The sequence below is a fragment of the Actinoplanes sp. NPDC000266 genome (genome assembly GCF_042899005.1).
In the GTDB taxonomy this organism is placed as follows: Bacteria; Actinomycetota; Actinomycetes; order Mycobacteriales; family Micromonosporaceae; genus Actinoplanes.
Map to the genome: position 1 here is coordinate 1 of NZ_JBIAZI010000015.1, position 25407 is coordinate 25407.

The 25407-nt window shown below is 68.9% G+C and carries 28 protein-coding genes and 2 pseudogenes; 21 read left to right on the forward strand and 9 right to left on the reverse strand.

Annotated elements, in window-relative coordinates; translation table 11 throughout:
- Nucleotides 1-529 precede the first annotated feature (529 nt).
- The 6 genes from ACFY36_RS43835 to ACFY36_RS43860 all read left to right on the forward strand — a co-directional run bounded on the left by ACFY36_RS43835 (nucleotide 530) and on the right by ACFY36_RS43860 (nucleotide 4625).
- Nucleotides 530-1684, forward strand: coding sequence for a sensor histidine kinase (locus ACFY36_RS43835; protein ID WP_499751864.1), 1155 nt, complete (start codon nucleotides 530-532; stop codon nucleotides 1682-1684).
- Nucleotides 1681-2436, forward strand: a complete 756-nt coding sequence (locus tag ACFY36_RS43840; protein ID WP_499751865.1) for a hypothetical protein — start codon at nucleotides 1681-1683, stop codon at nucleotides 2434-2436. The genes ACFY36_RS43835 and ACFY36_RS43840 overlap by 4 nt, the downstream gene beginning before the upstream one ends.
- Before the next feature lie 53 nt (nucleotides 2437-2489).
- Nucleotides 2490-2846, forward strand: a complete 357-nt coding sequence (locus tag ACFY36_RS43845; protein WP_499751866.1) for a hypothetical protein — start codon at nucleotides 2490-2492, stop codon at nucleotides 2844-2846.
- A gap of 104 nt (nucleotides 2847-2950) precedes the next feature.
- Nucleotides 2951-3379: a hypothetical protein gene (locus tag ACFY36_RS43850; RefSeq protein WP_499751867.1), complete on the forward strand. Its 429-nt coding sequence runs from the start codon at nucleotides 2951-2953 to the stop codon at nucleotides 3377-3379.
- Between the two features lie 84 nt (nucleotides 3380-3463).
- Nucleotides 3464-3982 carry a phospholipase A2 gene (locus ACFY36_RS43855; protein WP_499751868.1) on the forward strand — a complete coding sequence of 173 codons (519 nt, stop codon included), beginning with the start codon at nucleotides 3464-3466 and terminating at the stop codon, nucleotides 3980-3982.
- 7 nt (nucleotides 3983-3989) lie between these two features.
- Nucleotides 3990-4625: a hypothetical protein gene (locus ACFY36_RS43860; protein WP_499751869.1), complete on the forward strand. Its 636-nt coding sequence runs from the start codon at nucleotides 3990-3992 to the stop codon at nucleotides 4623-4625.
- A 5-nt stretch (nucleotides 4626-4630) separates the two neighbouring features.
- Here ACFY36_RS43860 and ACFY36_RS43865 read toward each other — a convergent pair whose 3' ends face one another.
- Entirely contained in the window at nucleotides 4631-5575 is a 945-nt protein-coding gene (locus tag ACFY36_RS43865; RefSeq protein ID WP_499751870.1) for a S1C family serine protease, read from the reverse strand.
- Between the two features lie 170 nt (nucleotides 5576-5745).
- Here ACFY36_RS43865 and ACFY36_RS43870 point away from each other — a divergent pair, with 170 nt between their 5' ends.
- From ACFY36_RS43870 to ACFY36_RS43880, 3 genes are all read left to right on the forward strand, one after another.
- Complete coding sequence (locus ACFY36_RS43870; protein ID WP_499751871.1) at nucleotides 5746-6027, forward strand: hypothetical protein; 282 nt, start codon at nucleotides 5746-5748, stop codon at nucleotides 6025-6027.
- Between the two features lie 598 nt (nucleotides 6028-6625).
- Nucleotides 6626-6751, forward strand: a complete 126-nt coding sequence (locus tag ACFY36_RS43875; RefSeq protein WP_499751872.1) for a hypothetical protein — start codon at nucleotides 6626-6628, stop codon at nucleotides 6749-6751.
- Between the two features lie 177 nt (nucleotides 6752-6928).
- Complete coding sequence (locus ACFY36_RS43880) at nucleotides 6929-7252, forward strand: hypothetical protein (RefSeq protein WP_360245050.1); 324 nt, start codon at nucleotides 6929-6931, stop codon at nucleotides 7250-7252.
- On the opposite strand, the gene ACFY36_RS43885 is transcribed toward ACFY36_RS43880, so the two are convergent.
- Entirely contained in the window at nucleotides 7249-7446 is a 198-nt protein-coding gene (locus ACFY36_RS43885) for a hypothetical protein (RefSeq protein WP_499751873.1), read from the reverse strand. The two genes, ACFY36_RS43880 and ACFY36_RS43885, sit on opposite strands and share 4 nt — an antisense overlap.
- A 118-nt stretch (nucleotides 7447-7564) precedes the next feature.
- On the opposite strand from ACFY36_RS43885, the gene ACFY36_RS43890 reads away from it, so the two are divergent.
- The 6 genes from ACFY36_RS43890 (at nucleotide 7565) to ACFY36_RS43915 (ending at nucleotide 12945) form a co-directional block, all read left to right on the forward strand.
- Nucleotides 7565-8989 (forward strand): CYTH and CHAD domain-containing protein, encoded by a 1425-nt coding sequence (locus ACFY36_RS43890; protein WP_499751874.1) that lies wholly within the window; start codon nucleotides 7565-7567, stop codon nucleotides 8987-8989.
- Nucleotides 8990-9020: 31 nt separating this feature from the next.
- Nucleotides 9021-9977, forward strand: coding sequence for a polyphosphate kinase 2 (ppk2, locus tag ACFY36_RS43895; protein ID WP_499751875.1), 957 nt, complete (start codon nucleotides 9021-9023; stop codon nucleotides 9975-9977).
- Between the two features lie 277 nt (nucleotides 9978-10254).
- Complete coding sequence (locus ACFY36_RS43900; RefSeq protein WP_499751876.1) at nucleotides 10255-11169, forward strand: ribonuclease Z; 915 nt, start codon at nucleotides 10255-10257, stop codon at nucleotides 11167-11169.
- Entirely contained in the window at nucleotides 11166-11669 is a 504-nt protein-coding gene (locus ACFY36_RS43905) for a GNAT family N-acetyltransferase (protein ID WP_499751877.1), read from the forward strand. The genes ACFY36_RS43900 and ACFY36_RS43905 overlap by 4 nt, the downstream gene beginning before the upstream one ends.
- A 182-nt stretch (nucleotides 11670-11851) precedes the next feature.
- Nucleotides 11852-12433: a permease-like cell division protein FtsX gene (locus ACFY36_RS43910; protein WP_499751878.1), complete on the forward strand. Its 582-nt coding sequence runs from the start codon at nucleotides 11852-11854 to the stop codon at nucleotides 12431-12433.
- A complete protein-coding gene (locus ACFY36_RS43915) occupies nucleotides 12430-12945 on the forward strand; it encodes a SigE family RNA polymerase sigma factor (RefSeq protein ID WP_499751879.1) in 516 nt (171 codons plus the stop codon). Before ACFY36_RS43910 ends, ACFY36_RS43915 begins: the two co-directional genes overlap by 4 nt.
- Nucleotides 12946-13286: 341 nt before the next feature.
- Here the strand turns inward: ACFY36_RS43915 and ACFY36_RS43920 are convergent.
- The 5 genes and pseudogenes from ACFY36_RS43920 to ACFY36_RS43940 form a co-directional block, all read right to left on the reverse strand.
- Nucleotides 13287-13391: pseudogene (locus ACFY36_RS43920) on the reverse strand (peptide-methionine (S)-S-oxide reductase MsrA); the annotation flags it as partial.
- Nucleotides 13392-13411: 20 nt separating this feature from the next.
- Nucleotides 13412-14064: pseudogene (locus ACFY36_RS43925) on the reverse strand (nucleotidyl transferase AbiEii/AbiGii toxin family protein).
- A gap of 10 nt (nucleotides 14065-14074) precedes the next feature.
- Complete coding sequence (locus tag ACFY36_RS43930) at nucleotides 14075-14398, reverse strand: hypothetical protein (protein WP_499751880.1); 324 nt, start codon at nucleotides 14396-14398, stop codon at nucleotides 14075-14077.
- A gap of 51 nt (nucleotides 14399-14449) precedes the next feature.
- Complete coding sequence (msrA, locus tag ACFY36_RS43935) at nucleotides 14450-15109, reverse strand: peptide-methionine (S)-S-oxide reductase MsrA (RefSeq protein ID WP_499751881.1); 660 nt, start codon at nucleotides 15107-15109, stop codon at nucleotides 14450-14452.
- 36 nt (nucleotides 15110-15145) lie between these two features.
- Entirely contained in the window at nucleotides 15146-15559 is a 414-nt protein-coding gene (locus ACFY36_RS43940; RefSeq protein WP_499751882.1) for an HIT family protein, read from the reverse strand.
- 24 nt (nucleotides 15560-15583) lie between these two features.
- Here ACFY36_RS43940 and ACFY36_RS43945 point away from each other — a divergent pair, with 24 nt between their 5' ends.
- Genes ACFY36_RS43945 through ilvA form a run of 3 tightly spaced genes read left to right on the forward strand, consistent with a single transcriptional unit; the run spans nucleotide 15584 to nucleotide 19379 of the window.
- Nucleotides 15584-16735, forward strand: coding sequence for a cystathionine gamma-synthase (locus tag ACFY36_RS43945; RefSeq protein WP_499751883.1), 1152 nt, complete (start codon nucleotides 15584-15586; stop codon nucleotides 16733-16735).
- A 14-nt stretch (nucleotides 16736-16749) separates the two neighbouring features.
- The gene (locus ACFY36_RS43950; protein ID WP_499751884.1) at nucleotides 16750-18108 is read left to right on the forward strand and encodes an amidase; all 1359 of its coding nucleotides are present in this window, start codon (nucleotides 16750-16752) and stop codon (nucleotides 18106-18108) included.
- Between the two features lie 20 nt (nucleotides 18109-18128).
- Nucleotides 18129-19379: a threonine ammonia-lyase gene (gene ilvA, locus ACFY36_RS43955; RefSeq protein WP_499751885.1), complete on the forward strand. Its 1251-nt coding sequence runs from the start codon at nucleotides 18129-18131 to the stop codon at nucleotides 19377-19379.
- A gap of 44 nt (nucleotides 19380-19423) precedes the next feature.
- Here the strand turns inward: ilvA and greA are convergent, their stop codons facing one another.
- Together greA and ACFY36_RS43965 are read right to left on the reverse strand one after the other, a co-directional pair.
- Complete coding sequence (gene greA, locus ACFY36_RS43960) at nucleotides 19424-19918, reverse strand: transcription elongation factor GreA (RefSeq protein ID WP_360245014.1); 495 nt, start codon at nucleotides 19916-19918, stop codon at nucleotides 19424-19426.
- Between the two features lie 146 nt (nucleotides 19919-20064).
- A complete protein-coding gene (locus ACFY36_RS43965) occupies nucleotides 20065-20481 on the reverse strand; it encodes a DUF4307 domain-containing protein (protein WP_499751886.1) in 417 nt (138 codons plus the stop codon).
- A 110-nt stretch (nucleotides 20482-20591) separates the two neighbouring features.
- On the opposite strand from ACFY36_RS43965, the gene mca reads away from it, so the two are divergent.
- The 3 genes from mca (at nucleotide 20592) to ACFY36_RS43980 (ending at nucleotide 24624) form a co-directional block, all read left to right on the forward strand.
- Entirely contained in the window at nucleotides 20592-21473 is an 882-nt protein-coding gene (gene mca, locus ACFY36_RS43970) for a mycothiol conjugate amidase Mca (RefSeq protein ID WP_499751887.1), read from the forward strand.
- 13 nt (nucleotides 21474-21486) lie between these two features.
- On the forward strand, nucleotides 21487-21840 hold the full coding sequence (locus ACFY36_RS43975) for a hypothetical protein (protein WP_499751888.1): 354 nt from the start codon (nucleotides 21487-21489) through the stop codon (nucleotides 21838-21840).
- Between the two features lie 249 nt (nucleotides 21841-22089).
- On the forward strand, nucleotides 22090-24624 hold the full coding sequence (locus ACFY36_RS43980; protein WP_499751889.1) for a putative bifunctional diguanylate cyclase/phosphodiesterase: 2535 nt from the start codon (nucleotides 22090-22092) through the stop codon (nucleotides 24622-24624).
- Nucleotides 24625-25407 lie beyond the last annotated feature (783 nt).

The following is a 25407-nucleotide window of genomic DNA, read 5'->3' on the forward strand; positions in this document are numbered from 1 at the left end:
CGGCGCCGGCGCGGGGGGGGGGGGCGCGCGCCCCCCGCCCCCCCCCCCGGGGGGGGGGGCCGCGCGGGGGGGGGCGGCCCCCCCCCCCCCCCCCCCCCCCCCCCACGACTGGCAATCCCCGGGCTGTCCAAGCCGCGCCCTTCCGCCCCGGCGACCGCGCCACCGACGGCTGGCTCGACGGCTCATCTGGCCCCCCCCTTTTTGGGAAAATGCATCGTGAGATCGACTCATCGTTGATCAGGTGAATCGATGATCTAATTTGCCGCAGTCGTGTATGTCTCAACTCTTCCGGCGCCGCTGCATGTCATTCCGTGCGTGGCTCCGGCGGTGCCGCAGGCGAATGTCCGGCCCATCGCCGCCTGTTCCGTGCGCTTCCACGGAACCGCTTCCGCATGTCGATCCCGATGGCGATCATCCAGTACTATCGACCTTCGCCGAAGCGATAAACGATCATGGCAATCGCGAATCCGCGCAGCGGCCTCATGATCCGTTCGGCCAGTGAAACGAAGTCCCTCGAATCCCGGGAGGGTTGGACCGCGCCATGCCGCCACCGGGAGCTGAACTGCTTGCCAAGACAACTTACCGGCTGATCAGGCCGTTCGAGGCGATGGCACTACTCCTGCAGGCGACGAATCTGTTCGCAAGCCCGCTCAATGATCGGTACCGGCCGTTTGGGGTGCCCGTAGTGCTGGGGCTGGCGGTCGTGCACTTGATTTTGGCTGGCTTGGTGCTGCGGCACCGAGGGCCACTGACCCGTGGCCGTGCTTGGGCAGCGGCGTGGATCGCATCGATCTTCACCGTGCAGATGTTGCTGGCGCACCTTCTCGCGCCGGGCGACTTCGCCGCGTACGGGGTAGGCGTCCCGATGGGTAACTACGCCCTGATACCGCTGGCGGTGTTCGCCTTCTACCCGTGGGGCGGCTTTCGCAACGCCACGCGGCGCCGGCTGACCGAAGGCATCCTGATCATCGCCGTTGTACTCCACCCGCTTTTCATCGTGGGCGTGATGAACCGTTGGCACTTCACCGATGACCATGTGCGCAGCATCGTTCAATACGCCGGGTGGGCCTTGGTGTGGTTCATGGTCGGTAAAGGTATGGCCTGGTTGTGCCGGATCGCCGTCCGGGCGGTGACCGAAGCTCTGTCGGAAAGCTACGATGCGGCCGTGGGTGACCTGCACACGCACGTCGAGATCGCGGCTGACAAAATTGCGGCAGGGCATGACGTTCAGTCGATTGCCATAGATTTGCGGCAACTCATCACGGCTAGGCGCCGTCAATTGTTGTTGCGAGACGCAAATGTCAGTGCGGCTTCCCTGTTCACCAATGCGATTCGCTCGTATGGTGATCGCCTCACCGTAGGCTCTGTTTCTAGAATCGGAGCTCTGACGATTCCCGCGGAACATGCGATCCTTCTGGAACAGGGTCTGGCTGACCTGCTCAAGAACGTGGTTCAGCACGGCGGTGGGGCCGCGCACGTGGGCTTCACTCTGGAGGACGAGTTGATGATTCTGGACGTGCGCGACTCCGGCCCCGGTCTTGAACGCCGCGAGTTTGCCGTGGCGGGCACCAGCTTGCATCGCTTGCGCTCCCGATTGAGGGAACGAGGCGGTAACTTGGTGTTGCTGACTGGAGAGAGCGGAGCGGCCGTCCGACTGACTCTGCCTCTGCGAACACAGCGATGAGCGCCACGCGGATCCTCCTCGTCGAGGATGAGGACTACACCGCTGCGACGGCTGCAACTGAGCTCTCCAGCGCACTGACATGTGAGATCGTCCGGATCGCCGACCCTGTCGAAGCCTCTGCGCGGCTCGAGCGGGAAAATTTCGGCGCCGTAGTGGCTGACATGCTCTATTCGGCGCATTCCGCGCAGTTCGAGGAACGCCGGCGCCGGAAACAGGTCAAGCTCACCGATGCCCAGCTGCACCTCAGCGGCCTGGCGATGCTCCGGACGGCGAGGAGCAAGGAAATCCCGGCGGTCCTCTGGACCAACGGCGAGGCCAACCGGCGACTTCACATCATCTTCGCCTATGAGGAACTCGAATGCCGTGCGATGTGTCCCAAGGACGCCGTCGGCAAGCTTGCCTCGACGGTGATGAGCGCACTCCAAGGGCATACCCGGATAGACCCACTTCTCCAGCTGTATCTACCGCCGAGGTCGGCGCCGTCGCTGAGAGAGACCTTCTTCCGCTCGGCGACGGCGTTGGCGGTATGGCGGGCGATGGCATTGGGGCTGCACGAGCATTCGCAGATCGCCGGGGTGGTCGGTGTCGAAGCGCCCACCGTGCGCAAGGGAATGGCGGAGATGCGTGACAGGCTAATGGCTTTCGACCAGGGTTGCTCCCCGGGCGGCCGGCACACCCCCGAACTCGCTCGTTACGCGGGCCTGAACTGGCAGTTCTTTCTCGACCACACGGTTCGGGAGATGCACCCATGAGACGGTCACAGCTGGATCGATGGGTTCCGCGGATTGCCCTGACCGTTCTTCCCGTGGCATGGCTGGGCCTCGCATTGACGCTACCGGAGTCAGACGGCCGCGACCTGACCATCGACGTGGCTTGTGCCTCCGGCAATCCTGTCGTCGCCGTCTGGATCGAATCCAGGTCCGGTGGGTCCGACTACGCCGATCCGGGTGATCCAGGGCGAACGGCGATCAAGCGTTTCACCTTTCGGCAGAAGTTCTCCGATGTGTACCAGGTTCGCGTGGGGTGCGGCGGCAGCCGGGCCCAATGGGGCATCACGGTTCTGTCTTCCTACGACGAACCTCCTTATCGCCGGCTCGACTGCGACGACGTCGAGGTGACCGGCACCCGAGGCGCCGGTTGCTTCGACCGGCCTCCCAGGTAGGAGGCGCAACCACATTTGTCCGCTGTGCCGAGGTTCGTATATGCCCAGACTCGTGAGCAGAGGGACGCGACGTGCAAGCCCTCTGGTTGAAGGGATCCGGTCGGATGAACAGGACAAGACAATCGCCGTGGCGGCCGAGCGGCCGCGCCGCCCTCGTGGCCACCATCGCGGCGGCTGCCGCTGTGGGTGCGGCGGACCCCGCCTCCGCGGCGACAGTCAGCGGCTGTGCCCAGGGCTGGTCCACTACTCCCGGGACTTGCATCCGGGTGGAGACGGGTGCGAAGAACACCGCCAACCGCACCCAGGAGGTCAAGACGATCACGGTGCAGGCACCTCGCGGTGCCTCCTCCGGTGCGCTGGAGGCGTGGGCCGGCGACGGCCCTTCCGGCATTGCTTGGTACACGTCGGGCAACGGCACGTCCGTGACGTGGAACGTCAACAAGTCGATCAAGACGAACTCCGGCGTCTGTGGCGCCTATACCTGGCCGGGAACGTCTAATCGTTCCATCGCCTGCATAACCATCACTGTCTGATCCCGCCCCTGGCGATCCATACCGGCTGGTCCGTCCCGATTCTGGCATGGACCAGCCGGTGCCCGTCGAAGAAAAAGGATGAGGATGAAACGCAAGGCCTGGCTGATCGCCGTGAGCGTTTTCGCGGCTTTCGTGGCTCCGACGTCGGCGGCCCACGCGGACGACATGACGCGACGCGCGGAGCAGATCCGGTACGCCGAGGAGTCCATGCTCCTGGGAAACCGAGAGTTTGCCGAGCGCAAGGCGGACTTCCTTGCGGCCGGCTGTGGTCCGCGCGGGCAGTGCACCAAGCCGGCACCGTACGAGGCGTTCGACTGGGATACCGACAGCTGTAGTTGGCCCACCCCCGACAGTTGGCGCCGGCTGTTCCACCCCGCCTGCCAGCAGCACGATTTCGGCTACCGCAACTTCGGCAAGGGGCTGACTCTGGGCCGTGACGAGGCGACCCGCCGGTGGATCGACGACCGTTTTGCCGTGGAAATGAAAGCAATCTGCAATTACCGATTCAGTGACTGGACCCAGTACGCCAATCTGCAGGCCTGCTTCAAAGAGGCCGACGGCATGTACGGAGCGGTCCGCGTACTGAGCAATTGGAACCAGTGACCGTCCGATGACCGACTCCGGTACCGGCCTGGCAACATCCGGGCGCGATGACTCCCAGAACAAGGCCCTGGCTGTTGCCGGAGTCGTATTGGCCGTCGCGGTCATGGTGATCCAGCCGTCTTTGCCCTACGAGATCGACAGCATGGCCGGGATGGTGCTTTTCCTCTGCGTGTGCGCAGCGGCTGTTTGGTCAGTCCATCTAGGGCTGAACTGGTGGAGACATCGGCGGCGTCCTCGAGGGATCCGACGGGCAGCGGTCCTGACCATGATGTTGTCGGCGTTGTTCGTGACCGTGGCGCTGCCGGCCGAGGAGACCGGAACCAGGAAGGCCTACTGCCAGTTCGGCGTGCACGGCCTAGGCCGCGGCATGGTCTGGGTGAAGGTGGAGACCCGTGAGCCCGGAAAGGATCATCGGCTCACGATCTCCTGGGGAGGCTGGATAGGTCGTTCCAGAGCCATGCCGCTGTACAGGACGACGTACTTCACCTTCCTCAAGCGTGACTTCTACAGCCCGGCCGAGAGTGATGTGTCGGTCGACCGGGACGCGACCATCACGTGCGGGGATGGCCGTCCGCCACCGGACGAGGATCAGGTACACCTGGACGGCGCTGATTGGGAGCAGAAAGTCATTCGGGATAAATAAACCCGCTATTCGAGCTCGGCCGGAACCGTCACCACGTCGACCAGGGCGTTCTTGCGCAGCAGGGTCAATGGGAGCTCCTGGCCGATGGCCGGGCCCAGCATCAGGCGCTGAAGCTCCTGCACGGTCTGTATCGGCTTGCCGCCGGCGGTGAGCAGGACGTCGCCCAAGTAGATGCCGGCCTTGCCGGCCGGGCTGCCCGGAACGACCTCCACGACCCGCAGGCCGAGCTTCTGGTCGATCCGCGCGGCCAGCTGCGGCGGCAGCGGCGCGGGCACGCCGGCCACGCCCAGCCAGGCCCGCCGGACCCGGCCCGAGGCCACCAGCTCCCCGACGATCGACCGGGTGGTGGCGTTGATCGGCACGGCCAGGCCGAGGCCGTAGCCCGCGACCGCGGTGTTGATGCCGACGACCGTCCCGGTCGAGTCGGCCAGCGCCCCGCCCGAGTTGCCCGGGTTGAGGGCGGCGTCGGTCTGGATGACGCTGTCGATGATCCGCACGCGGTGGCCGTCGCGGGCCGGCAGGGAACGCCCCAGCCCGGAGACCACGCCCGCGGTCACCGACCCGGCCAGCCCCATCGGGTTGCCGACGGCCACGACCAGCTGGCCGATCTTCAGGTCGTCGGCGTTGCCGAGCGGCGCCGCGGGCGCGCCCGGCTGGTGCACCCGGACCACGGCCAGGTCGGAGAGCGGATCGGCCCCGACCACGTCGAACCTGGTCTCGGTGCCGTCGGCGAAGGTGGCGGTGCCGCCGTTGGCCCCGGCCACCACATGAGCATTTGTCAGGAGAAAACCGTCGTCGGTGAAGGTGACCGCCGAGCCGGCGCCGGCGCCGCGGGCGGTGCGGACCGACAGGGCGGCCACGGAGGGGAGGAGCTTGGTGGCGACGCCGGTCACCACACGGCTGTAGGCATCGAGTGCCCCGGATTCGACACCCGTGTGTTCGGTATCCATGACGGTCTCAACAGTGCCCGGCCGAGCATCGATGCCCGACAGTCGTCCGCCCATGGCGAACACTTGTCCGTCACGCATAGTCGCGGCCAGTCGCACAGAAAGTCCGACCGGGGGATGGCGCCGGGCGGTTGTATGAGTCGTGACGGACGTATGACGAGCGGGGGTGAGGAATGGTCATCGCCGACCGGCCGGTTCCGGCCGACATTGTGGACCGCCTGCTGTGGCGGGACGCCCAGAGCATGCTCGGGCGGCACACCGGGGCGGGCCACGACGGGAACTGTGTCTGGTGTGGATGGCGCTGGCCGTGCGCCCCGCGGCGGCTCGCCGAGCGGGCCGAGGCGGCCTCCCGGCGGCCCTGGCGGGAAGCGTGGACCGTCCGCCACGACCTGAACAGCATCCGGTCCCTGCCGGCCATGAGTCAGCGGCCGCGCAACACCGGCTACTTCAACTGAAAAAGCCTTCGACGTCGCCGTCCGCTTGACCTCCCCCGGATTAGCAGCCCGGCGACGTCACCTCGGCGGTGAGTTCGCTGCGCCCCGCCAGCGCCGCGATCTCCCGCATCAGGACCCGCCCTTGAACTGGACAGGACCGGCACGCCTCCGCCGGTCCAGCGCCTCCGGCCAGGCGCGACCCCCGGTTCGGGCGGGGCGGTTGGCGGGAGCGCGTGACCACAGGTTCCCCCGTTCCACATCGGTCACGCGCTCCCGCCCAACCAACAGCTCGCCCCCTCCCACACCGACGCCCGGCTTCCGCCGCGGCCGTCCTCGGCTTCCAGAGCCGTTCCCCGGCCTTCCGAGCCGACGTTCCCCGGCCTTCCGAGCCGACGTTCCCCGGCCTTCCGAGCCGACGGCCCAAGCCTCCGGTGCCGGCGTCGTCCGGCCGCAGTGCTTCGCCGACAACTGACGCTCGTTTGAACGAGATCCCGCCCGGCGATCATGAGCCGTTCGCTCGGCCCGGCGCGGTCACCGATAGTCGCGGCGCTCGCACAGAAAGTCCGGTCGGCGGGCAGTCGTCCGCGGTTGCATGGGGGTACGGAAAGGAGGTTGAGCGATGAGCTCGAATGCCTACTCGGCAACAGCCGGAACGGTCCGGTATGCCCTCGGAAGCAACGCCCGGACCGCCCGTCTCGCCATGCTGATCGCCGTGGCGATCCTCGCCTGGCACCTGATGCTGTAACTGCTCCATCCACCCTATGACCGGCTGCGTGGCCGGGCGGCGGACACCACGTCCGTGGCCACGCAGCCCGTCGGGACGACGGCCGGCCGGAATTCATGCGTCAGGGTGTAAAAGATCGACATGTCCCGACGTGATCCGCACACTGAAGGCGAGGAGCGGTACCGCTGGAGGTGAACCATGCCGTCCTTCTTCAACGACGAGGAGCGTCACGCCTGGGACCTTGGTGAGGCGCTCTCCGAGCAGGCCCGGGCCATGATGCGGGAGGCCGAGGCGGCGCTCGAGACGTGGAAGACCGGCAAGGAGATGAACCGGCTGCGCTGCGCGCGCAAAGGGATCAGCGAGTCGGACGCCGAGATCCGCTGGGCGGCGTCGGCCAACTCGAAGAACGCGCTGACCAACAACAGCTTCCATGTCGGGCTGGCGACGATGTATTACAGCGCGGCCTCCGCCGCCTATTCACGCGCCCTTTATCTGCGCACCGTGCGCATGGCCGGCGTCTAGGACTCGTCCTCCTCCTTCGGGGCTGTGGAGGGCGGTGGCGTTGTCGAGGACGAGGCGGACGACGCGGCCGGTGAAGACGAGGACGACGACGGTGCGGCCGTGGCCGGGCCGCTCAGGGCCAGGCCGAGGACGGCGCCGGCGCCGATCAGGCCGAGACCGGCCAGGGACACCGGACGACGGTCTTGCTTCTCCACGGGCTACCTCCCACAAGAAGTGGCTTACCAAGATGCCCGATGAAGCTGAGATCCGGCTGTGCACAACCTGCCAATCAGTTCTCTGTGTTGGCGGCCGGAAGTCGGGCAACATGAACACATGGAGATCGCCCGCGAAACGGAACTCAAATACGACGTGCCCGACGGCTTCGAGTTGCCGGACTTCGCCGGCGAGGCGGGCATCAGCAGCGCGACCGGGGCCGAGACGCACGACCTCGACGCCACGTACTTCGACACCGACGACCTGACCCTCCTGCGCCACCGGCGGACGCTGCGCCGGCGCAGCGGTGGGAGCGACGCCGGCTGGCATCTGAAGACGCCCGGTGAGGGCTTCAGCCGCAAGGAGCACCGGCTTCCGCTCAACGGCACGCCCGATCTCGTGCCGAGCGAGCTCACGGGCCTGGTCCGGGCCATCATCCGGCGTCAGGACCTCAAGCCGATCGCCCGGCTCCGCACCCATCGGGTCGAGACGCCGCTCAAGAAGGCCGACGGCACCACGCTCGCCCTCATCGCGCAGGACCAGGTCATCGCCGAGCGCGACGGTCAGGAGCAGCGCTGGCAGGAGGTCGAGGTAGAGCTGGTCGACGGCAACCCGGCCCTGCTGGCCAAGGTCGGCCGTCTGCTCGAGCGGGCCGGGGCGCGGCCCGCCGCTGGTCCCTCCAAGGTCGCCCGCGCCCTCGGCAACCCCAAACCCGGCAAAACCCCTAAGACCCCCAAAAACCCGGTTCTGGCGTACGTCCGTGAGCAGCGCGACGCGATCACCGGATTCGACCCCGGCGTACGCCAGGGTGAGGCCGAGGCGGTCCACAAGATGCGCGTCGGCACGCGGCGGCTGCGCAGCACCCTGAAGACCTTCAAGCGCAGCTTCGGAGAGGCCCAGGAGATCGGCGACGAGCTGAAGTGGCTGGCCGACCTGCTCGGCGAGGTGCGCGACGGCCAGGTCCAGGAGCAGAAGCTGCTGGCCGACATCGAGGAGGGCGCCCGGTTCGCGCCGGTCGCGGCCCGCATCCGCGAGCATCTCGACGCCCAGGTGGAGCGGGGCCGGGCCGCCCTCGACGAGGCCCTGGAGAGCGAGCGTTATCTGGCCCTGCTCGACCGGATCGACCGGCTGGCCGAGCAGCAGACCACCGAGAAAGACCTGCTCAAGCGGGCCCGCAAGAGCCTGGCCAAGGCCGACGCCCTGCTCGACCAGGCCCTCGCCGACGGCATCGACCACGAGCTGCACGACGCGCGTAAGGCGTACAAACGCGCCCGTTATGCCGTCGAGGTCTTCGCTCCGGACGCCGGCCGGCCGGGAAAGCAGCTGGTGAACGCTCTGACCGACCTTCAGGACGTGCTCGGCGCCCATCAGGACTCGGTGGTCGCCCGTGAGTTGCTCGAGGAGATCGGCCAGGACGGTACCGACGCGTTCTGGTTCGGTGTGCTCTACGGACGGCAGGAGCAGGTCGGCGTCGAGACCCACGCCCAGCTTCCGCCGGTGGTCGAGGACTCGCGGAGGAAGAAGCTTCGGGCCTGGATCGGCTGATGTTCATCTTCGCTGGGTAAGTATGACGGTCATGCAGGCGGAGGCGGAGTTCGAAGAAGTCCAGGAGCAGTTCAGCGAGCCGTACGACGGCTCCATCGCCGAGCTCGACGGCTACCGGGTGGCCGACGACGATGACGACGACCCGGTGCTGCTCAACGCGGACGGCAGCCCGGTCGACACCTGGCGCGAGGACTATCCGTACGACGAGCGGATGTCCCGCCAGGATTACGACCATCAGAAGCGGCTGCTGCAGATCGAGCTGCTGAAGCTCCAGAACTGGTGCAAGTCGACCGGCGAGCGTCTCGTGATCCTCTTCGAGGGGCGGGACGCCGCCGGCAAGGGCGGCACGATCAAGCGGTTCATGGAGCATCTGAACCCGCGCGGCGCCTCGGTGGTCGCTCTCGAGAAGCCGAACGAGCGCGAGAGCAACCAGTGGTACTACCAGCGCTACATCGCCCACCTGCCGTCCGCCGGCGAGATCGTGCTGTTCGACCGGTCCTGGTACAACCGGGCCGGCGTGGAGCGGGTCATGGGCTTCTGCACCCGGGCCGAATATCTCGAGTTCATGCGGCAGACCCCGGAGCTGGAGCGGATGTTCGTCCGCTCCGGCATCCACCTGGTCAAGTTCTGGTTCTCGGTCACCCAGCGGGAGCAGCGCACGCGCTTCGCGATTCGCCAGGTCGATCCCGTACGCCAGTGGAAGCTCTCACCGAACGATCTGGCCTCCCTGGACAAGTGGGGCGACTACACGGAGGCGAAGGAGGCGATGTTCTTCTACACCGACACCGCCGACGCACCGTGGACCGTGGTGAAGAGCAACGACAAGAAGCGGGCCCGGCTCGAGGCGATGCGCCACGTGCTCAACCGTTTCGACTACGAGAACAAGGACGCCGAGGTCGTCGGCACCCCCGATCCGTTGATCGTGGGCCCGGCCTCGCTCGCGGTGGAAGGCACCGAAATGTCCCCGCGGGTATTCCCTCGTCTGTAGTGATTCAAAAAGCATTGGCGGAGGGCCCCTCCGGTGGTTAACGTGGCCGTACACGTGAAGGGAGGTGGTCCGAAGTTGTATAGCAACGGGACTCGTGAGGTGGCTGTCAGCTAGCCGCTGTCCTCGACAGCTTCGTTTGTAGTACGTCGAGACCGTGTGGCAGCGGTGCGGCGAATATCAGACAGCCACCCGACCCCTGGGGATCCGGCCTTGTCCGACCGGACCACGCATACGTGCGTGGAAGTCCCCAGGGGTCGCTTCATTTCAGGGATCACATATGCGTGAGCTGGTCGTTCTGGGAAGCGCGAGCCAAGTGCCGACGCGGCATCGCAACCACAACGGCTACCTGCTGCGCTGGGACGACGAGGTGATCCTCTTCGACCCGGGCGAGGGCACCCAGCGCCAGATGCTGTTCGCCGGCCTCGCGGTGACCCCGATCCGGCGCATCTGCATCACGCACTTCCACGGCGACCACAGCCTGGGCCTGCCCGGCATCCTCCAGCGGATCTCGCTCGACAAGGTGCGTCATCCGGTCACCGTCCACTATCCGGGCGCCGGCCAGGAGTTCTACGACCGCCTGCGGCACGCCACGAGCTACTGGGACAACGCCGAGATCGTGGCTTCGCCGATCGAGGGCGCGAGCTTCGCGGTGGAGACCTCCGCCGGGCGCCTCACGGCGCTGCCGCTCTGGCATTCACTTCCGGCGTACGGCTATCGGCTCGACGAACCATCGGCGCGGCGCATGATCCCCGAGCGGCTGGCCGAGCACGGCATCTCCGGCCCCGCGGTCGGCGCGCTGCAACGCGACGGCCGGGTCGGCGACGTGACGCTCGACCAGGTCAGCGCTGAACGGCCGGGCCAGAGTTTCGCCTTCATCATGGACACCGGCCTCACCGACACGGTGTACGCGCTCGCCGAGGGCGTGGACCTGCTGGTCATCGAGTCGACGTTCCTCAACGAGGACGCGGAGATGGCGGCCATGGTGGGCCATCTGACGGCGGCGCAGGCTGCGTCCGTCGCGCGCGAGTCAGGCGTACGGAAACTGCTGTTGACCCATTTCTCGCAGCGCTACGCCGACCCGAGGCGTTTCCTCGACGAGGCCGCGGCCGAGTTCTCCGGCGAGATCGTGATCGCCGAGGACCTCATGCGCGTCCCCGTGCCCGCGCGGCGCCCCGCTACCGTCGAGCGATGAGCCTGTCCCTCCGTACGGCCGAAGAATTTGATCTCCATGCGGTGGGAGCCGTGCACCAGCGCTCGCGAGTCGCTGCTTACGCCCACATCCTGACCGGCGAGGTGTTGTCCGCGAGGTCCGAGGAGGGCTTCGGCGAGTGGTGGGCCGAGCGCTGGAAGTGGGAGCGCGACACGCACGAGATGACGGTCGCCACGCTCGACGGCGAGATCGTGGGCTTCACGTATGTGGGCCCGAGCGAGACCCCTTCCTCGGTGGAGCTGTACGCGATCCACGTGGCCCCGGGCCTGGTCGGCACGGGCGTCGGCCGCGCCCTCATGGTCAATGCCGTCGGCCAGTTGCGAGCCCTGGGCGCCGCCCGGGCGGTGCTGTGGGTGCTGGAGGAGAACGCCGTGGCGCGCCGCTTCTACGAGCGCGGCGGCTGGACCCCTGACGGTTCCGACCGCACCGAGCCGATCAACGGCGTCCCGGTCCGGCAGCTGCGGTATTCGCTGCCCCTTTGATCATTGACCCTCACCCAGCCTTTGGTTAGCCTACCCTAACTAGGTGCCTTGAGCCGGCCCTGGAGAACTTCGGCGCGCCCGGTCTTGCCGGGTCGGGCGCGCCGAGGATCAAAGCTTGTGACCGGATTACGCCCTCACCCTGTCATGTAGGGAAAGGACGTGGACGACACCGGGAGCGGGCCATGCTGAAGGAGCTTTTCGACCGTGCGCTCGACGACGAGCCGGTCTTCGGAGACGGTGACATCGCCCAGCGGGCGATGGCTCAGGGGCGGGGCATTCGCCGGCGGCGCCGAGCGCTGACGGCCGGCGGCGCGGTGGCGGCGGCGGTCGTCGCGGTCGTGGTGGCCCTCAACCTCGTGCCGGGAACGGCCGGTTCGCCGCCGCCGACGCCGGTGCCGGCCGCCGTGGCGTTGATCGCGCGGGTGGAGCCCGGGTGTGTCTGGTGGCCGATGTCCGACGATGCCACCGATGTGTACGTCGCCCTGCGGGACGACATCACCGAGCCGCAACGCGAGGCGCTCGGGAAGGCTCTGCGCAACGATCCGCTCGTCCGGAACCTGCTCTTCGAGAGCCGGCAGGAGGCGTACGAGAGGTTCAAGCAGTTGTGGACCGACAGCCCCGAATTCGTCGCGTCGGTCGACACGGAGTCGCTGCCCACCGCGTTCCGGCTGAAGCTGGCCCGGTCGTCGCAGTACGCGAAGTTCGAGGCCACGTACGCCGGGCAGCCCGGGGTCGCCACCCTCATCGGCGGGGTGTGCCCGTGAGCCGGTCATCGGAGCGGGCCGCCCGCGACGAGGAGTTCACGGCGTTCGTGGCCGCGGCGACCCCTCGGTTGCGGCGCACCGCCTATCTGATGTGCCGGGACTGGCATCTGGCCCAGGATCTCACCCAGCTGACGCTGGCCCGGATGTACGCCTCGTGGGGCCGGATCTGGCGCACGGCGGACTTGCAGGCGTACAGCCGCCGGGTGTTGATGAACGCGGTCTTCGACCAGCGCAGCCGGCGCAGCAGCACCGAGGTGGTGTCGGCTTCCCTGCCCGACCGTCCCGGTAACCCGGCCGGCCCGACCCCGGAACTGCACGTCACGTTGATGACCGCGCTGTCCACCCTGCCGCTGCGCGACCGCGCCATCGTGGTCCTGCGTCACTGGGAGGACCACAGCGTGGAGACGGTCGCCGAGATCCTGGGCGTCTCCGCCTCGGTGGTGAAGATGCAGAGCATGCGAGCCCTGGCCCGCTTACGGGACCTGCTGGGCGAGGACTTCGCCCACCACTGACGCCCCATCGCGGATTGCGCTCTGACGGGGAGTCATTCCTGCCGCAGTTCCTTCTGCCACCCGGCGAATCGCTGGCGCAGGGCTCCCAGCACGTCGGCGAAGGTCGCGCGATCGAACCTGGATCGGCAGCTTCGATAAGCCGGAGGAGTTGGTTTCTCGTGTAGCGGCCGCTGGCAAGTACCGCGCCGATGTCGAGGAAATCCCGGGCGAGCGCTCGCCCATTCCGTGCTCCCGAACGGCATAACCGCCGGCAAGCGCGAGCCCATAGTCACCTCCGGCTGCGCGAAGGGCGATTGCGCATCTCAGGCCACCTCCTCTCTCCATCGTCGCAAGTTGCCTGGTCAGTTGGCTCGGGCCACCCCGACCGGGCAGGTCATGCCGTTCGGGCCGTGATTGCAATAACCGCCCGGATTTTTTGCGTCCGAGAGGTACTGCTGGTGGTAGCCGTGAGGGTCTGACCGGCATTTCATCCCTGCCGTAATTCCTTCTGCCACTCGGCGAATCGTTCGCGGAGGACACGCACGGATTCGGTGTCGACGCCGTAGGGAGCGAATGCGGCATCACTGATCTGGTCTGCTACTCCCAGTACATCGGCGAAGGTTGCGCGGTCGAAGCCGGGATCAGCGGTTTCGATCAGTCGGAGGAGTTGGTCTCTCGTGTAGCGGCCGCTCGAGAGGGCCGCATCGATGTCGAGGAAGTCTCGGGCGAGCGCGCGGCCGTAGAGCGCCGCCATCTTGTTGCCGACGGCGTCGTCCGGGTGCAGGACTGGGCCGACGCTCAGCGTCACTGGCGGATGAGCACGCCAGTCGGCCGCCAACTCCATCTTCTGCGGTTCCGTTTCTGGTTCGTCGAGCCGGGACACCAGCAACCTGGCGAAGGTGTCCGCACGGGCGTCGACGTGGACCAAGAACCCGTTGTCGGTAAGAGCCTGGATGACGAGATCCGCGGCGGCGGGAAAGTCTGCCCGGCGCTGCCAGTCGGTGAACAGGTCGACGTCACCGCTCGGCCGGGCACCCATACCGTGCTCCCGAACGGCATAGCCGCCGGCGAGCGCGAGTCATACCCGCCTCCGGCCGCACGAAGGGCGATTTCGGCCAGCTCGCGGTGGCGGGGATCCATGCCGGCGACCTTACGCGGCAGGGGCCTTCGAGGTGGTCCGCCGGAGCTCTGGGAAGCGCTGTTCCCACGCACGGCGTAGGTCCGCCGGGAGCCAGATCGAAGGCCATAGCCCGGTCAGGATCCTCCGATCCAGAAAGCCGTGGAGATCGTCGGGCTTGGTCGCCTCGATCAAGACCGTGCGGTAGAGGTCGACGACTCGGCCGGGACTGTCGAGGTCGTAGTCGGCGGCACCGGACCAGTCGAGATGACGCGGCAGGGTGACCACTCCACTCGTCCGGCCTCGCAGTAGGGCCAGATCGTCCGCGACGACGATGGGTTTGGCGTATCGGCGCATTGCAGGCCACCTCCTCCTCACCCATCGTCACACGGGACGGACTCCGAAGAGTCAGCTGGTCCGAGCGACACCGATCGGGCAGGTCATACCGTTGGGCCCGTGGTTGCAGTACCCGTTCGGGTTTTTGTCACTTGAAAGGTACTGCTGGTGGTAGTCCTCGGCGTAGAAGTAGCTGCCCAGCGGGCGGACCTCTGTGGTGATCTGGCCCTTGCGGGCGGCGGTGACCACCGGCTGGAAAGCCTCCAGGGACGCCTTCGCGGTGGCGGTCTGCGCGTCGGTCGTGGTGTAGATCGTGGAGCGGTACTGCGTGCCCACGTCGTTGCCCTGGCGCATGCCCTGGGTCGGGTCGTGGTTTTCCCAGAAGGCCTTCAGCAGGTCCTCGTACGTGATTTTGGCCGGGTCGTAGACGACCTGCACCACCTCGGCGTGGCCGGTGGAGCCGGAGCAGACCTCCTCGTACGCCGGGTTCGCCGTGAAGCCTCCGGCGTAGCCGACCGAGGTCGAGTGGACGCCCGGCAGGCGCCAGAAGATGCGCTCGGCGCCCCAGAAACAGCCCATTCCGAAGACGGCCACCTCGTAGCCGGCCGGCCACGGGCCCTTGAGCGGGGTGCCCAGCACGGTGTGCTCATCGGCCACCGGCATTTCGAGGACGCGGCCCGGCAGGGCCTTGTCGGGGGTTACCAGTTCGGGCTTGCGGAACCGTAGGAACACGGTCACTCCCTTCATCCAGCGTCTACAACACTGGTGTCACCCCAGTTGTTTCGCGATCAGGGAGGCGTACGACGTGGCTTCCTCATCGCTGTCGTAGCGGTGCCGGGGCCAGAAGAAACCGCGCAGCCCGTCGCCCTTCGTCCGCGGCACGACGTGGAAGTGCAAGTGGGCCACCGACTGCGACACCACGTTGTTGTTCGCCACGAATGTCCCCTGCGCGCCGAGCGCCGGGGGCACCGCCGCCGCCACCCGCTGCACAAGACTGAAATATCCGGGCAAAAGCTCGGCGGGAAGGTCGGTCAGCGTCACGACGTGCGTGCGGGGAACGATGAGAACGTGGCCCTTGAAGACGGGGCGGGTGTCGAGGAAACCGACACCATCAGGGGAATCCACGACCTTGAAAGCGGGCACCGTCCCCGCCACGATGCCACAGAACACACAGTCCGCCACCAGCTGAGACTAGCCTTGCGCAGCATGACGGCTAACCACTACGGGTTCGACACCCTTGCCATCCACGCCGGCCAGGATCCGGATCCCCGGACCGGCGCGGTGGTGCCTCCGATCTATCAGACGAGCACGTACGCCCAGGACGCCGTCGGCGCGCCGCGTCTCGGCTATGAGTACAGCCGCTCCAGCAACCCCACGCGCGACGCGCTCCAGGAGTGCCTCGCCGCGATCGAGGGTGGCCGCCGCGGTCTCGCCTTCGCCAGCGGGCTGTCGGCCGAGGACACCCTGCTCCGCACGGTGTGCCGGCCGGGTGACCACGTGGTGATCCCCGACGACGCGTACGGCGGAACCTTCCGTCTCTTCTCGAAGGTGCTGGAGAACTGGGGTCTGGACTGGACCGCGGTGCCGCTCGAGGACCTCGACGCCGTGCGCGCCGCCTTCCGGCCCGGTCACACCAAGGTGATCTGGGCCGAGACGCCGACCAACCCGCTGCTCAACGTGGCCGACATCGCCGCGCTGGCCGGCATCGCCCACGAGTACGACGGCCTGCTCGTCGTCGACAACACCTTCGCCTCGCCCTATCTCCAGCAGCCGATCGGGCTCGGCGCCGACGTCGTCGTGCACTCGACCACCAAATATCTGGGTGGTCACTCCGATGTGGTCGGTGGCGCGCTGATCACGGCGACCGACGACCTCGGCGACCAGCTCGCCTTCCACCAGAACGCCATGGGCGGCGTCAACGGCCCCTTCGACGCGTGGCTGACACTTCGAGGGATCAAGACCTTGGGTGTACGCATGGAGCGGCACTGTGACAACGCGGAGCGCATCGTCGGATTCCTCCGGGAGCATCCGGCCGTGGCCAGCGTCCTCTACCCGGGCCTGGAGGATCACCCCGGTCACGAGGTCGCGGCCAAGCAGATGCGGCGCTTCGGCGGCATGGTGTCGTTCCGGGCGGCCGGCGGCCCCGAGCAGGCGATCGCGATCTGCAACAAAACGAAGCTCTTCGTGCTCGCCGAGTCACTGGGCGGGGTCGAGTCGCTCATCGAACACCCGGGTCAGATGACACACCTGTCCGCTGCGGGCTCGGCGCTTGAAGTCCCCGCCGATCTCGTGCGACTGTCTGTCGGCATCGAGACCGTTGACGATCTGCTCGCCGACCTGGAGCAGGCATTGGGCTGATTTACGGAGTAACCATGACGGACGGGACGACCTGGGTCGGAGCTACCGCGAAGCAGATCGCCCGGGCGGTGCGGCGCGGTGACGTGACCGCCACCCAGGTCGTCGCCGACCACCTCGAGCAGATCGCGATCACCGACCCGTCGCTCGAGGCGTTCCGGGTGGTGCGCGCGGGTGAGGCCATCACCGAGGCCGAGAAGGTCGACGACCAGGAAGATCTGGCCAACCTTCCGCTGGCCGGCGTGCCGGTCGCGGTCAAGGAGAACACCGCGGTGGCCGGGCTGCCGGTCTGGTCCGGCTCGGCGGCGGTGCGCTCGGCTGTCGCCGAGGAGGACCACGAGGTCGTACGGAGGTTGCGCGGCGCCGGGGCAGTGGTGGTGGGCGTGACGCGGATGCCCGAGATGGGCCTCTGGGCGGTCACCGACGACGCCGAGGGCGCCACCCGCAACCCCTGGGACCTCGACCGTACGCCCGGTGGCTCGTCCGGCGGATCGGCCGCCGCGGTGGCCGCCGGCCTGGTGCCGATCGCGCACGGCAACGACGGGCTCGGCTCGATCCGCATCCCGGCCGCCTGCTGCGGCCTGGTCGGCCTCAAGCCCGGCCGCGGCGTGGTCCCGGCCGAGCTGGGCGTCGACAACTGGTTCGGCCTGGTCGAGAACGGCGTGCTCACCACCACGGTGGCCGACTCGGCGGTCGGCTTCTCGGTGCTGGCCGGCCGCGACCCGGTCAAACTGGTCGAGCCGTCCCGGCTGCGGATCGGCGTCTCCACCCGCTCCCCGGTGGCCGGCATCCGCCTCGACGAGCCGAACGCGGAGGCCGTGACCACCGCGTCCAAGCTGCTCGTGCAGGCCGGGCACGACACGATCACGGCCAACCCGAGCTATCCGCAGTCGCTCGGCGTCGGCACGCTGGCCACCTGGTTCGCCTCGGCCTACGTCGAGTCGCGCGACTACGACCTGGCCCAGCTCCAGCCGCGGACCCGCCGGCACATCCGGCTCGGCAAGTGGGCCATGCGCAGCGGACTGGTCCGCCGGTCGCAGCGCGACGCGTTCCGCGAGCGGTCCATCGGCTTCTTCGCCGACCGGTCGATCGACCTGCTGCTCACCCCGGCCCTGGCCACCGCGCCGCCGCCGGCCGACGGCCACGCGAGCGGGTCGTGGCGGGCCAACATGAGCGCCAGCATGCGCTACGCGCCGTACGCCGCGCCCTGGAACGTCGCCGGTCTGCCGGCGATCGTGGTCCCGGTCGGCGTACGCCCCGACGGGCTGCCCGTGGCCGTACAGCTGGTCGGCCCGCCCGACTCGGAGACCCTGCTCCTGGCCGTCGCCGGGCAGTTCGAAGTGATGAACCCCTGGCGGCGTCACGCCTTCGGGTGATCGGTGGCACGATTCAGGTCATGACCGGTGCCCCCCTGCCGCTTGACCTCCTGACGCTGTCCGACATCGAGGCGGCGCGCAGTCTGCTGAGCGGGGTGGTCAAGACCACCCCGCTGATCGACTCCCGTCCGCTCACCGAGATCATCGGCGCCGAGGCCTGGCTGAAGTGCGAGAACCAGCAGCGTGCCGGCTCGTACAAGGTGCGCGGCGCCTATACCCGGATCAGCCGGCTCTCCGACACCGAGCGGTCCCGCGGGGTCGTCGCCGCCAGCGCCGGCAACCACGCGCAGGGTGTCGCGCTCGCGGCCGAGCTGCTCGGCGCCCGGGCCACGGTCTTCATGCCCGAGGGGGCGCCGCTGCCCAAGGTCACGGCGACCAAGGGGTACGGCGCGGCGATCGAATACGCGGGCACGAGCGTCGACGACTCGCTGGTCGCGGCGCAGCAGTTCGCCGAGCGGACCGGCGCCGTGCTGATCCACCCGTTCGACCACCCGGACGTCATCGCCGGCCAGGGCACGGTCGGCCTGGAGATCCTCGACCAGCTGCCATCGGCCACCACGATCATCACGGCCGTGGGCGGAGGCGGCCTGATCTCGGGCATCGCCGTCGCGGCCAAGTCGCTGCGGCCCGACATCCGGGTCGTCGGCGTGCAGGCGGCGGGCGCGGCGGCGTACCCGCCCTCGCTCGCGGCGGGCTCGCCGCAGAAGCTCTCGCAGGGTGTGACCATCGCCGACGGCATCTGCGTGCTGCGGCCCGGCGACCTGAACTTCGCGCACGTCAGCAAGCTGGTCGACGAGGTCGTCACGGTCACCGACGAGGACCTGTCGGCGGCCCTGCTGGTGCTGCTCGAGCGGCACAAGATGGTGGTCGAGCCGGCCGGGGGAGCGGCCTTCGCGGCCCTGCTGACCGGCGCCTACGTCCCGCCGGCGGACGGGCCGGTGGTGGCCGTGCTCTCCGGCGGCAACATCGACCCCATGCTGCTGCTGCGGGTGATCGAGCACGGGCTGGCCTCGGCCGGCCGCTTCCTGCGGCTGGCCGTCCGCTGCGACGACCGGCCGGGTGAGCTGGCCCGGCTGCTGGCGCGGATCGCCGACCTGCGAGCGAACGTGGTCGAGGTCGGCCATTCGCGGCAGAGCCCGCGGCTCGGCTTCGGCCAGGTCGAGGTGGCGCTGTCGGTCGAGACCCGCGGCCCCGACCACTCGGACGTCCTGATCAGCACCCTGCGCGACAGCGGTTACCGCGTGTCCTTGCTGGCCGACGCAACCCCGTAAAAGGTGCGGGCCCGCCTTTTCCGGCGGGCCCGTCCACGTCGTGGTCAGCCCTCGAACGGGCCGAACTTCACGACCGTGACCTTGATGTCGGCGCCGCTGGGGGCCGTGTAGGTGACGGTCTGCCCCTCGCCCGCGCCCAGGATCGCCTTGCCGAGCGCCGACTCCGGGCTGTACACGGTGAGGTCGGTGGTCGAGGAGATCTCGCGCGAGCCCAGCAGGAAGGTCTCGGTGTCGCTCTGGTCGTCGTCGAAGTAGATCGTGACGACCGAGCCCGGCCCGACGTTGTCGGCCGCCGACGCCTCGCCGACCTCGGCGGTGCGCAGGAACTCCTTCAAGTAGAGGATCCGGCCCTCTTGGCGGCTCTGCTCCTCGCGGGCGGCGTGGTATCCGCCGTTCTCCCGCAGGTCACCCTCCTCGCGGCGCGCGTTGATCTCGGCCGCGACCTCGGGGCGGGCGGCGATCAGCTCGTCAAGCTCGGACTGCAGCCGGTCGTAAGCGTCCTGAGAAAGCCAAGTCTTGGGCGCCTCTGAACTGGACACGGTTGATCTCCTTGCATGGAAGGGCGGGGGCACTGGTTCTCATGGGGCACTAACAACATCGCTCCGTGCAAATAACATTGACGGAGCGAATCACTAAGCTTACCAGCGGTACGCATGGGGTCAGAACGGCGCGATTGCCGGGGACCTCAGGCGGGGTCGCACCCCAGGACGTCGCCGACCGAGCCGCGGGCCGTGGTCGGCACCGTCTCCTTGGCCTCGATGTCGGTCTCGCCGGCCTCGGGTCTCACGACCACCGTCTGCCGCCCGACCTCGAAGCCGTCGTAGTCGCGGGCCCGCAGGACGCAGCTCGCCGCCCCGCCGGCCGGCACGCGCACCCGGAACTCGATGACCATCTCTTTGTCGGTCGGCTCCGACCACCCGACGATCTGCGCGTCGTAGTCGGTCTGCCCGAAGCGCTGATAGAGCTTCAGCGACAGGACCAGCGACGCCGCGAGGACCACCACGAGAACGAGAATGGGCAGCACCAGACGGCGGCGGCCGGAACGGCGCCGTCCGTATCGGCCCGGCGGGAAGACCGGGGCTGTGGTGCGCGTCTCGCTCACCTGACGACCTCTCATGCGTTCGTTGTCGGTGGGATCCGCCAGAATGGCAGGGTCCATTCTTCCAGCCCACACCGGCCCGTCCGACGCGGGTCGGGTCCGAGGAGATTTCAGTGGCTGAGCAGTTGCGTCTCATGGCGGTGCACGCGCACCCCGACGACGAGTCCAGCAAGGGTGCCGCGACCATGGCGAAATACGTCGCCGAGGGTGTCCAGGTGCTGGTCGCGACGTGTACGGGTGGCGAGCGCGGGAGCGTGCTCAACCCGAAGATGGACCGGCCCGAGGTGCTGGCCGACATCACGAACATCCGCCGCGCCGAGATGGACAAGGCGCGCGAGATCCTCGGTGTCGAGCAGGCCTGGCTCGGTTTCGTCGACTCGGGCCTGCCCGAGGGCGACCCGCTGCCGCCGCTTCCGGAGGGTTGCTTCGGCCTGCAAGATCCGGAGACCGCCGCCATTCCGCTGATCAAGCTGATCCGCGAGTTCCGGCCGCATGTCATGACGACGTACGACGAGAACGGCGGCTATCCGCACCCCGACCACATCATGTGCCACAAGATCTCGGTGGTGGCCTTCGAGGCCGCGGGCGACCCGGAGAAATACCCCGAGCTCGGCGAGCCGTGGCAGCCGCTGAAGCTGTACTACAACTCCGGCTGGACCCGGGCCCGCATGCTCGCGCTGCACGAGGGCATGATCGCGGCGGGGCTCGAGTCGCCGTACACCGAATGGCTCTCCAAGAGCGCCGACCGCGAGGACCGCGGTGACAAGATCACGACCCGGGTCGAGGTCGGCGAGTACTTCGAGATCCGCGACGAGGCCCTGCGGGCGCACGCCACCCAGGTCGACCCCGACGGCTTCTGGTTCAAGATCCCGCTGGAGCTCCAGCAGAAGGTGTGGCCGACCGAGGACTTCGAGCTGGCCCGCTCGCTGGTCGACAGCCCGGTCCCCGAGTCCGACCTCTTCGCGGGCGTCCGCGAGCGCGTCGAGTCGCACTAGTACCCTCGTGGTCATGGGCACTTTTGCCGTCAACAACTTCGGAGACACCCGCTCGGGCGGCCTGGCCGGCCCGATGGGTCTCTTCATCATCGTGCTGCTGTCCATAGCAACTGTTTTGCTGATTCGCAATATGAACAAGCGCGTGCGTCGGCTTCCCGACAGTTTTCCGGACGTAAGGCAGACACAGCGTGAGGCCGAGATCGCTCGGCTGAATGCGGATCTCGAGCGTTCCGACGACGGAACGGTCGCGGATCGTGTCGATGCGGATCGATCGACAGCGGTCGACCCGGGTGTGGACGACGAGGTCAAAGCCGTTACTACTGAGCGTGACGGTGGTTCGGCGGACGGCGACTCTCGCCGCGTTTGACCTAGTCGGAAGCGGTTCGATCAACAAGGCTCCGGGCACGGTCCGTATTGGTCTGACCTATGGGTAATACGGGCCGTTCGTCAAGCCTTGTTGTGTTCATCGGTATTGATTTAGCCTTCCGCCGGGGGCCTAGCCGCCCCTGATCCCTGCGCGGAAGGGGGCGCCGAAAATGACCATTCCCCGCCCGCAGATTTCTCCACTGCAGATGCACGTGCATCCGCCAGTGCGCCTGGTGAAGTGGGGTTTGCCGTGACCGCGCCGCCGGTCGCCCGGCGTTCCTGGATCGACGTCGCCGGCCTTGCCGGGCGTCCCCAAAGCGTGCGCATTCTGACCGCCGCGGTCGCCGCGGCGGCGCTGATCCTCGCCATTCTCGGAGCGCTTCTGCCGGTCGACCGGCCGGTCGACCGTCCACTCACGCCGCTGGCCGGCGCGGCGCTCGCCGCCGCCGTCGTCGCGGCCGGGCAGTTGGCCCGGCTGCGGTTCCGGCTCGGCCGCGGCGTCGTCTCCGTCTCCTGGGGCGAGGCCGCCTTCATCATCGGCGTCGTCGTGGCCCCGCCCGGCTGGCTGCCCGCCGCCACCCTGGTCGGCGCGGTCGCCGCCTGGGCGCTGCTCGCCTGGTGGGAGTCGCTGCGCAACGTGGCCGAGGTGATCCACCTGGCCGCCTCGCTCAGCCTCGGCGCGGCCGGCGCCGCCGTCGTGTCCGGCGCCATCGCCGGTGAGGCCCCGGTGCTCAGCGCCCGCATGGTGATCGCCCTGGTCGCGGGCGCCCTGACCTATCTGATGCTGACGTTCGGACTGGCCACCCTGACCCTCGCGCTGCACCGCGACGCCCCGGCGACCCAGATCCTGGTCCGCGCGTCGTACGCCAAGGTCCCGATGGTCGTCGGCAACGTGATCGTCGGCCTGGCCGCCGTGGTCGCGCTGGTCGAGAGCCCGCTCTGGCTGCTCGCCTTCCCGCCGGCGCTGTGGCTGCTCCAGCGGACCTACCGGTTCCATCTGCGGGCCGAGGAGGAGCGCCGCCTGTGGGAGGCGTTCGCCGCGGCCACGGCCACCCTGCCCGGCGGCACCGAGGTGGAGGTGGTCGAGGCCGGCCTGCGCGCCGCGCTCGACGTCTTCGGGGCCCGGCGGGTCGAGATCGAGGTGCGCGGCCGCGACGGCGAGCGCCGCTACGCCGAGGACGGCCCGGGCCAGGACAACGCGGTGGCCGGACTGCCCGGCCCGGCGATCACCCGGTCCATGGCGGTCGACGGCGACCTGGTCGGCGAGCTGACCGTCTGGCTGTCCGAGCCGACGCTGCCCGTGCCGCGCGACGAGGCGGCCATCTCGGCGTTCGGCGACGCGCTGGCCGGCGCCCTGCACGACGCGGCGGCCCGCGAGCGGGTGGCCGAGCTGAGCGAGCAGGTGGCGTACGACACCCGGCACGACCGGCTGACCGGCCTGCTCGACCGTCCCACCCTGCTCGCCGAGGGCGACCAGCTGCTGCGCTCGTTCGACCGCCGCCGCCACGTCGCCCTGCTGCTGCTCGACATCAACGACTTCCGCGAGGTCAACGGCACCCTCGGCCACCGGCACGGCGACGAGCTGCTGCGCCTGGTGGCCGACCGGCTCACCGAGATGACCCGCGACGGCGAGATGCTCGCCCGCACCGGCGACGACGAGTTCGCGCTGCTGGTGCCCCGCGTGGTCCCCCTGATCGACTCGTCGGCTCCGGCCGCCGCGCCGGTGTCCGACTCGCTGCCGCTGGCCCTGCGCCGGGCCCGCGAGCTGGTCGAGGAGCTGGGCCGCCCGATGGAGGTGTCCAGCGTCCGGCTCGCGGTCGAGGTGGCGGTCGGCGTCACGGTCGCGCCGGCCGGCCGGGCCGACGTGGGCGAGCTGGTGCGCCGCTGTTCACTGGCCCTGCAGGAGGCGAAGCGGCAAGAGGTCACGGTGGCCGCCTTCGACGCGGCCCAGGACGCGGTCACCACCGACGGCCTGGCCCTGCTGGCCGAGCTGAAGGACGCCCTGGCCGCCGACGACCAGATCGTCCTCCACCTCCAGCCGGCGGTCGACCTGGTCACCGCCGCCCCCACCGGCGTCGAAGCGCTTGTCCGCTGGCAGCACCCCCGGCGGGGCCGCCTGTCACCCGACGAGTTCATCTCGACCGTCGAACACACCGAGTTGCACACGGCGTTCACCCGCCGAGTCCTCGACCTGGCCCTGGACGCGGCCGGCCGCTGGCACGCGGCCGGCGTGGACGTGCCGGTGTCGGTGAACGTGCCGGCCCGCAGCCTGCTCGACCCGAGCTTCCCGGCCCAGGTCCGCGACGCCCTGCGCCGCCACCACGCCCCCGCCTCCCGCCTGGTCCTGGAGATCACCGAGTCGGTGGCGGTCAGCGAGGAACGCATAGTCGACGACGTCCTGGCCGAACTCCGCGACGCCGGCGTCCAGCTCTCCCTGGACGACTTCGGCACCGGCTACTCCTCCTTGGCGATAGTCACAAGAGCCCCGGTCGACGAGATCAAAATCGACCGCTCCTTCGTCGACGACATGATCGAGTCCCCAGCCGCCGGCGCCGTGGTCCGAGGAGCAGTGGAACTGGGCGCCCGCCTGGGCGTCCGGGTGGTGGCCGAGGGCGTGGAAACAACGGAGCAGAGGGCGGCCTTGATCGAGTTGGGCTGCCCCACAGCCCAGGGCTACCACTTCTGCCGCCCCATGCCGGCCGACCGCATCGTCCAGGCCTTGACCCAGTTGAGCGAGGCCGCCCCAGCCAACATCCGCCCCTTGCGCGCCGACGACGCTTCCTGACGCCCCACGATCCGCTCGCCGGCCTGGGCGGCTCCGTCTGGTTTTCGCCGTTTTGCGCCTTTGGCTGCCCACCTTGTGCGCCCGATGAGCACACCACCCGTCCGCGCCGACCGCCCGCCATCGCGCGTGGCCGCCCCATCTTGCGTGGCCGCCCCATCTTGCGTGGCCGCTCCGCCTTGCGTGGCCGCTCCGCCTTGCGCGATCGCCCCATCTTGCGCGGCCGACCAGCGCACTCACCCGGTCACGCCGACCATCCGCCGCCTCGCGCGGCCGCCGCGCCTTGCGCGATCGCCCCATCTTGCGCGGCTGACCACCGCACTCACCCGGTCACGCCGACCATCCGCCATCTTGCGCGGCCGCCCCGCCTTGCGCGATCGCCCCATCTTGCGCGGCTGACCACCGCACTCACCCGGTCACGCCGACCATCCGCCGCCTTGCGCGGCTGCCCCGCCTTGCGCGGCTGCCCCGCCTTGCGCGGCTGCCCCGCCTTGCGCGGCTGCCCCGCCCATCTTGCGCGGCCGCGCCCAGCCTTCCGGGCGCTCTGATGATCGCGTTCTGCGGGGGCGGCTCCTTCCTCATCGGCCGATGACCGTGCTTGGAGCGCGAAGGGGCGCCGGCCATCTCGAACGGGCCGCCGCGGGTGGGTGGGGTGCGAGGTACCGCGAGGTGGGCGGGGTGGTGGGTCGAGGGTGGATGAGGTGGCGGGTCGGATGCGGTCGCGGGGTAGGTGGCGTGGTGGGTCGGCAACTGTGGGTGGGCCGGTTCGTGCAGTGGATCATCGGC

Bases quoted from the DNA above. Each gene is read 5' to 3' on its own strand.
- ACFY36_RS43840 (WP_499751865.1), top strand. From the start codon at position 1,681: ATGAGCGCCACGCGGATCCTCCTCGTCGAGGATGAGGACTACACCGCT.
- ACFY36_RS43850 (WP_499751867.1), top strand. From the start codon at position 2,951: ATGAACAGGACAAGACAATCGCCGTGGCGGCCGAGCGGCCGCGCCGCC.
- ACFY36_RS43855 (WP_499751868.1), top strand. From the start codon at position 3,464: ATGAAACGCAAGGCCTGGCTGATCGCCGTGAGCGTTTTCGCGGCTTTC.
- ACFY36_RS43860 (WP_499751869.1), top strand. From the start codon at position 3,990: ATGACCGACTCCGGTACCGGCCTGGCAACATCCGGGCGCGATGACTCC.
- ACFY36_RS43865 (WP_499751870.1), bottom strand. From the start codon at position 5,575: ATGGATACCGAACACACGGGTGTCGAATCCGGGGCACTCGATGCCTAC.
- ACFY36_RS43870 (WP_499751871.1), top strand. From the start codon at position 5,746: ATGGTCATCGCCGACCGGCCGGTTCCGGCCGACATTGTGGACCGCCTG.
- ACFY36_RS43875 (WP_499751872.1), top strand. From the start codon at position 6,626: ATGAGCTCGAATGCCTACTCGGCAACAGCCGGAACGGTCCGGTATGCC.
- ACFY36_RS43880 (WP_360245050.1), top strand. From the start codon at position 6,929: ATGCCGTCCTTCTTCAACGACGAGGAGCGTCACGCCTGGGACCTTGGT.
- ACFY36_RS43890 (WP_499751874.1), top strand. From the start codon at position 7,565: ATGGAGATCGCCCGCGAAACGGAACTCAAATACGACGTGCCCGACGGC.
- ppk2 (WP_499751875.1), top strand. From the start codon at position 9,021: ATGCAGGCGGAGGCGGAGTTCGAAGAAGTCCAGGAGCAGTTCAGCGAG.
- ACFY36_RS43900 (WP_499751876.1), top strand. From the start codon at position 10,255: ATGCGTGAGCTGGTCGTTCTGGGAAGCGCGAGCCAAGTGCCGACGCGG.
- ACFY36_RS43905 (WP_499751877.1), top strand. From the start codon at position 11,166: ATGAGCCTGTCCCTCCGTACGGCCGAAGAATTTGATCTCCATGCGGTG.
- ACFY36_RS43910 (WP_499751878.1), top strand. From the start codon at position 11,852: ATGCTGAAGGAGCTTTTCGACCGTGCGCTCGACGACGAGCCGGTCTTC.
- ACFY36_RS43930 (WP_499751880.1), bottom strand. From the start codon at position 14,398: ATGCGCCGATACGCCAAACCCATCGTCGTCGCGGACGATCTGGCCCTA.
- ACFY36_RS43945 (WP_499751883.1), top strand. From the start codon at position 15,584: ATGACGGCTAACCACTACGGGTTCGACACCCTTGCCATCCACGCCGGC.
- ACFY36_RS43950 (WP_499751884.1), top strand. From the start codon at position 16,750: ATGACGGACGGGACGACCTGGGTCGGAGCTACCGCGAAGCAGATCGCC.
- ilvA (WP_499751885.1), top strand. From the start codon at position 18,129: ATGACCGGTGCCCCCCTGCCGCTTGACCTCCTGACGCTGTCCGACATC.
- ACFY36_RS43975 (WP_499751888.1), top strand. From the start codon at position 21,487: ATGGGCACTTTTGCCGTCAACAACTTCGGAGACACCCGCTCGGGCGGC.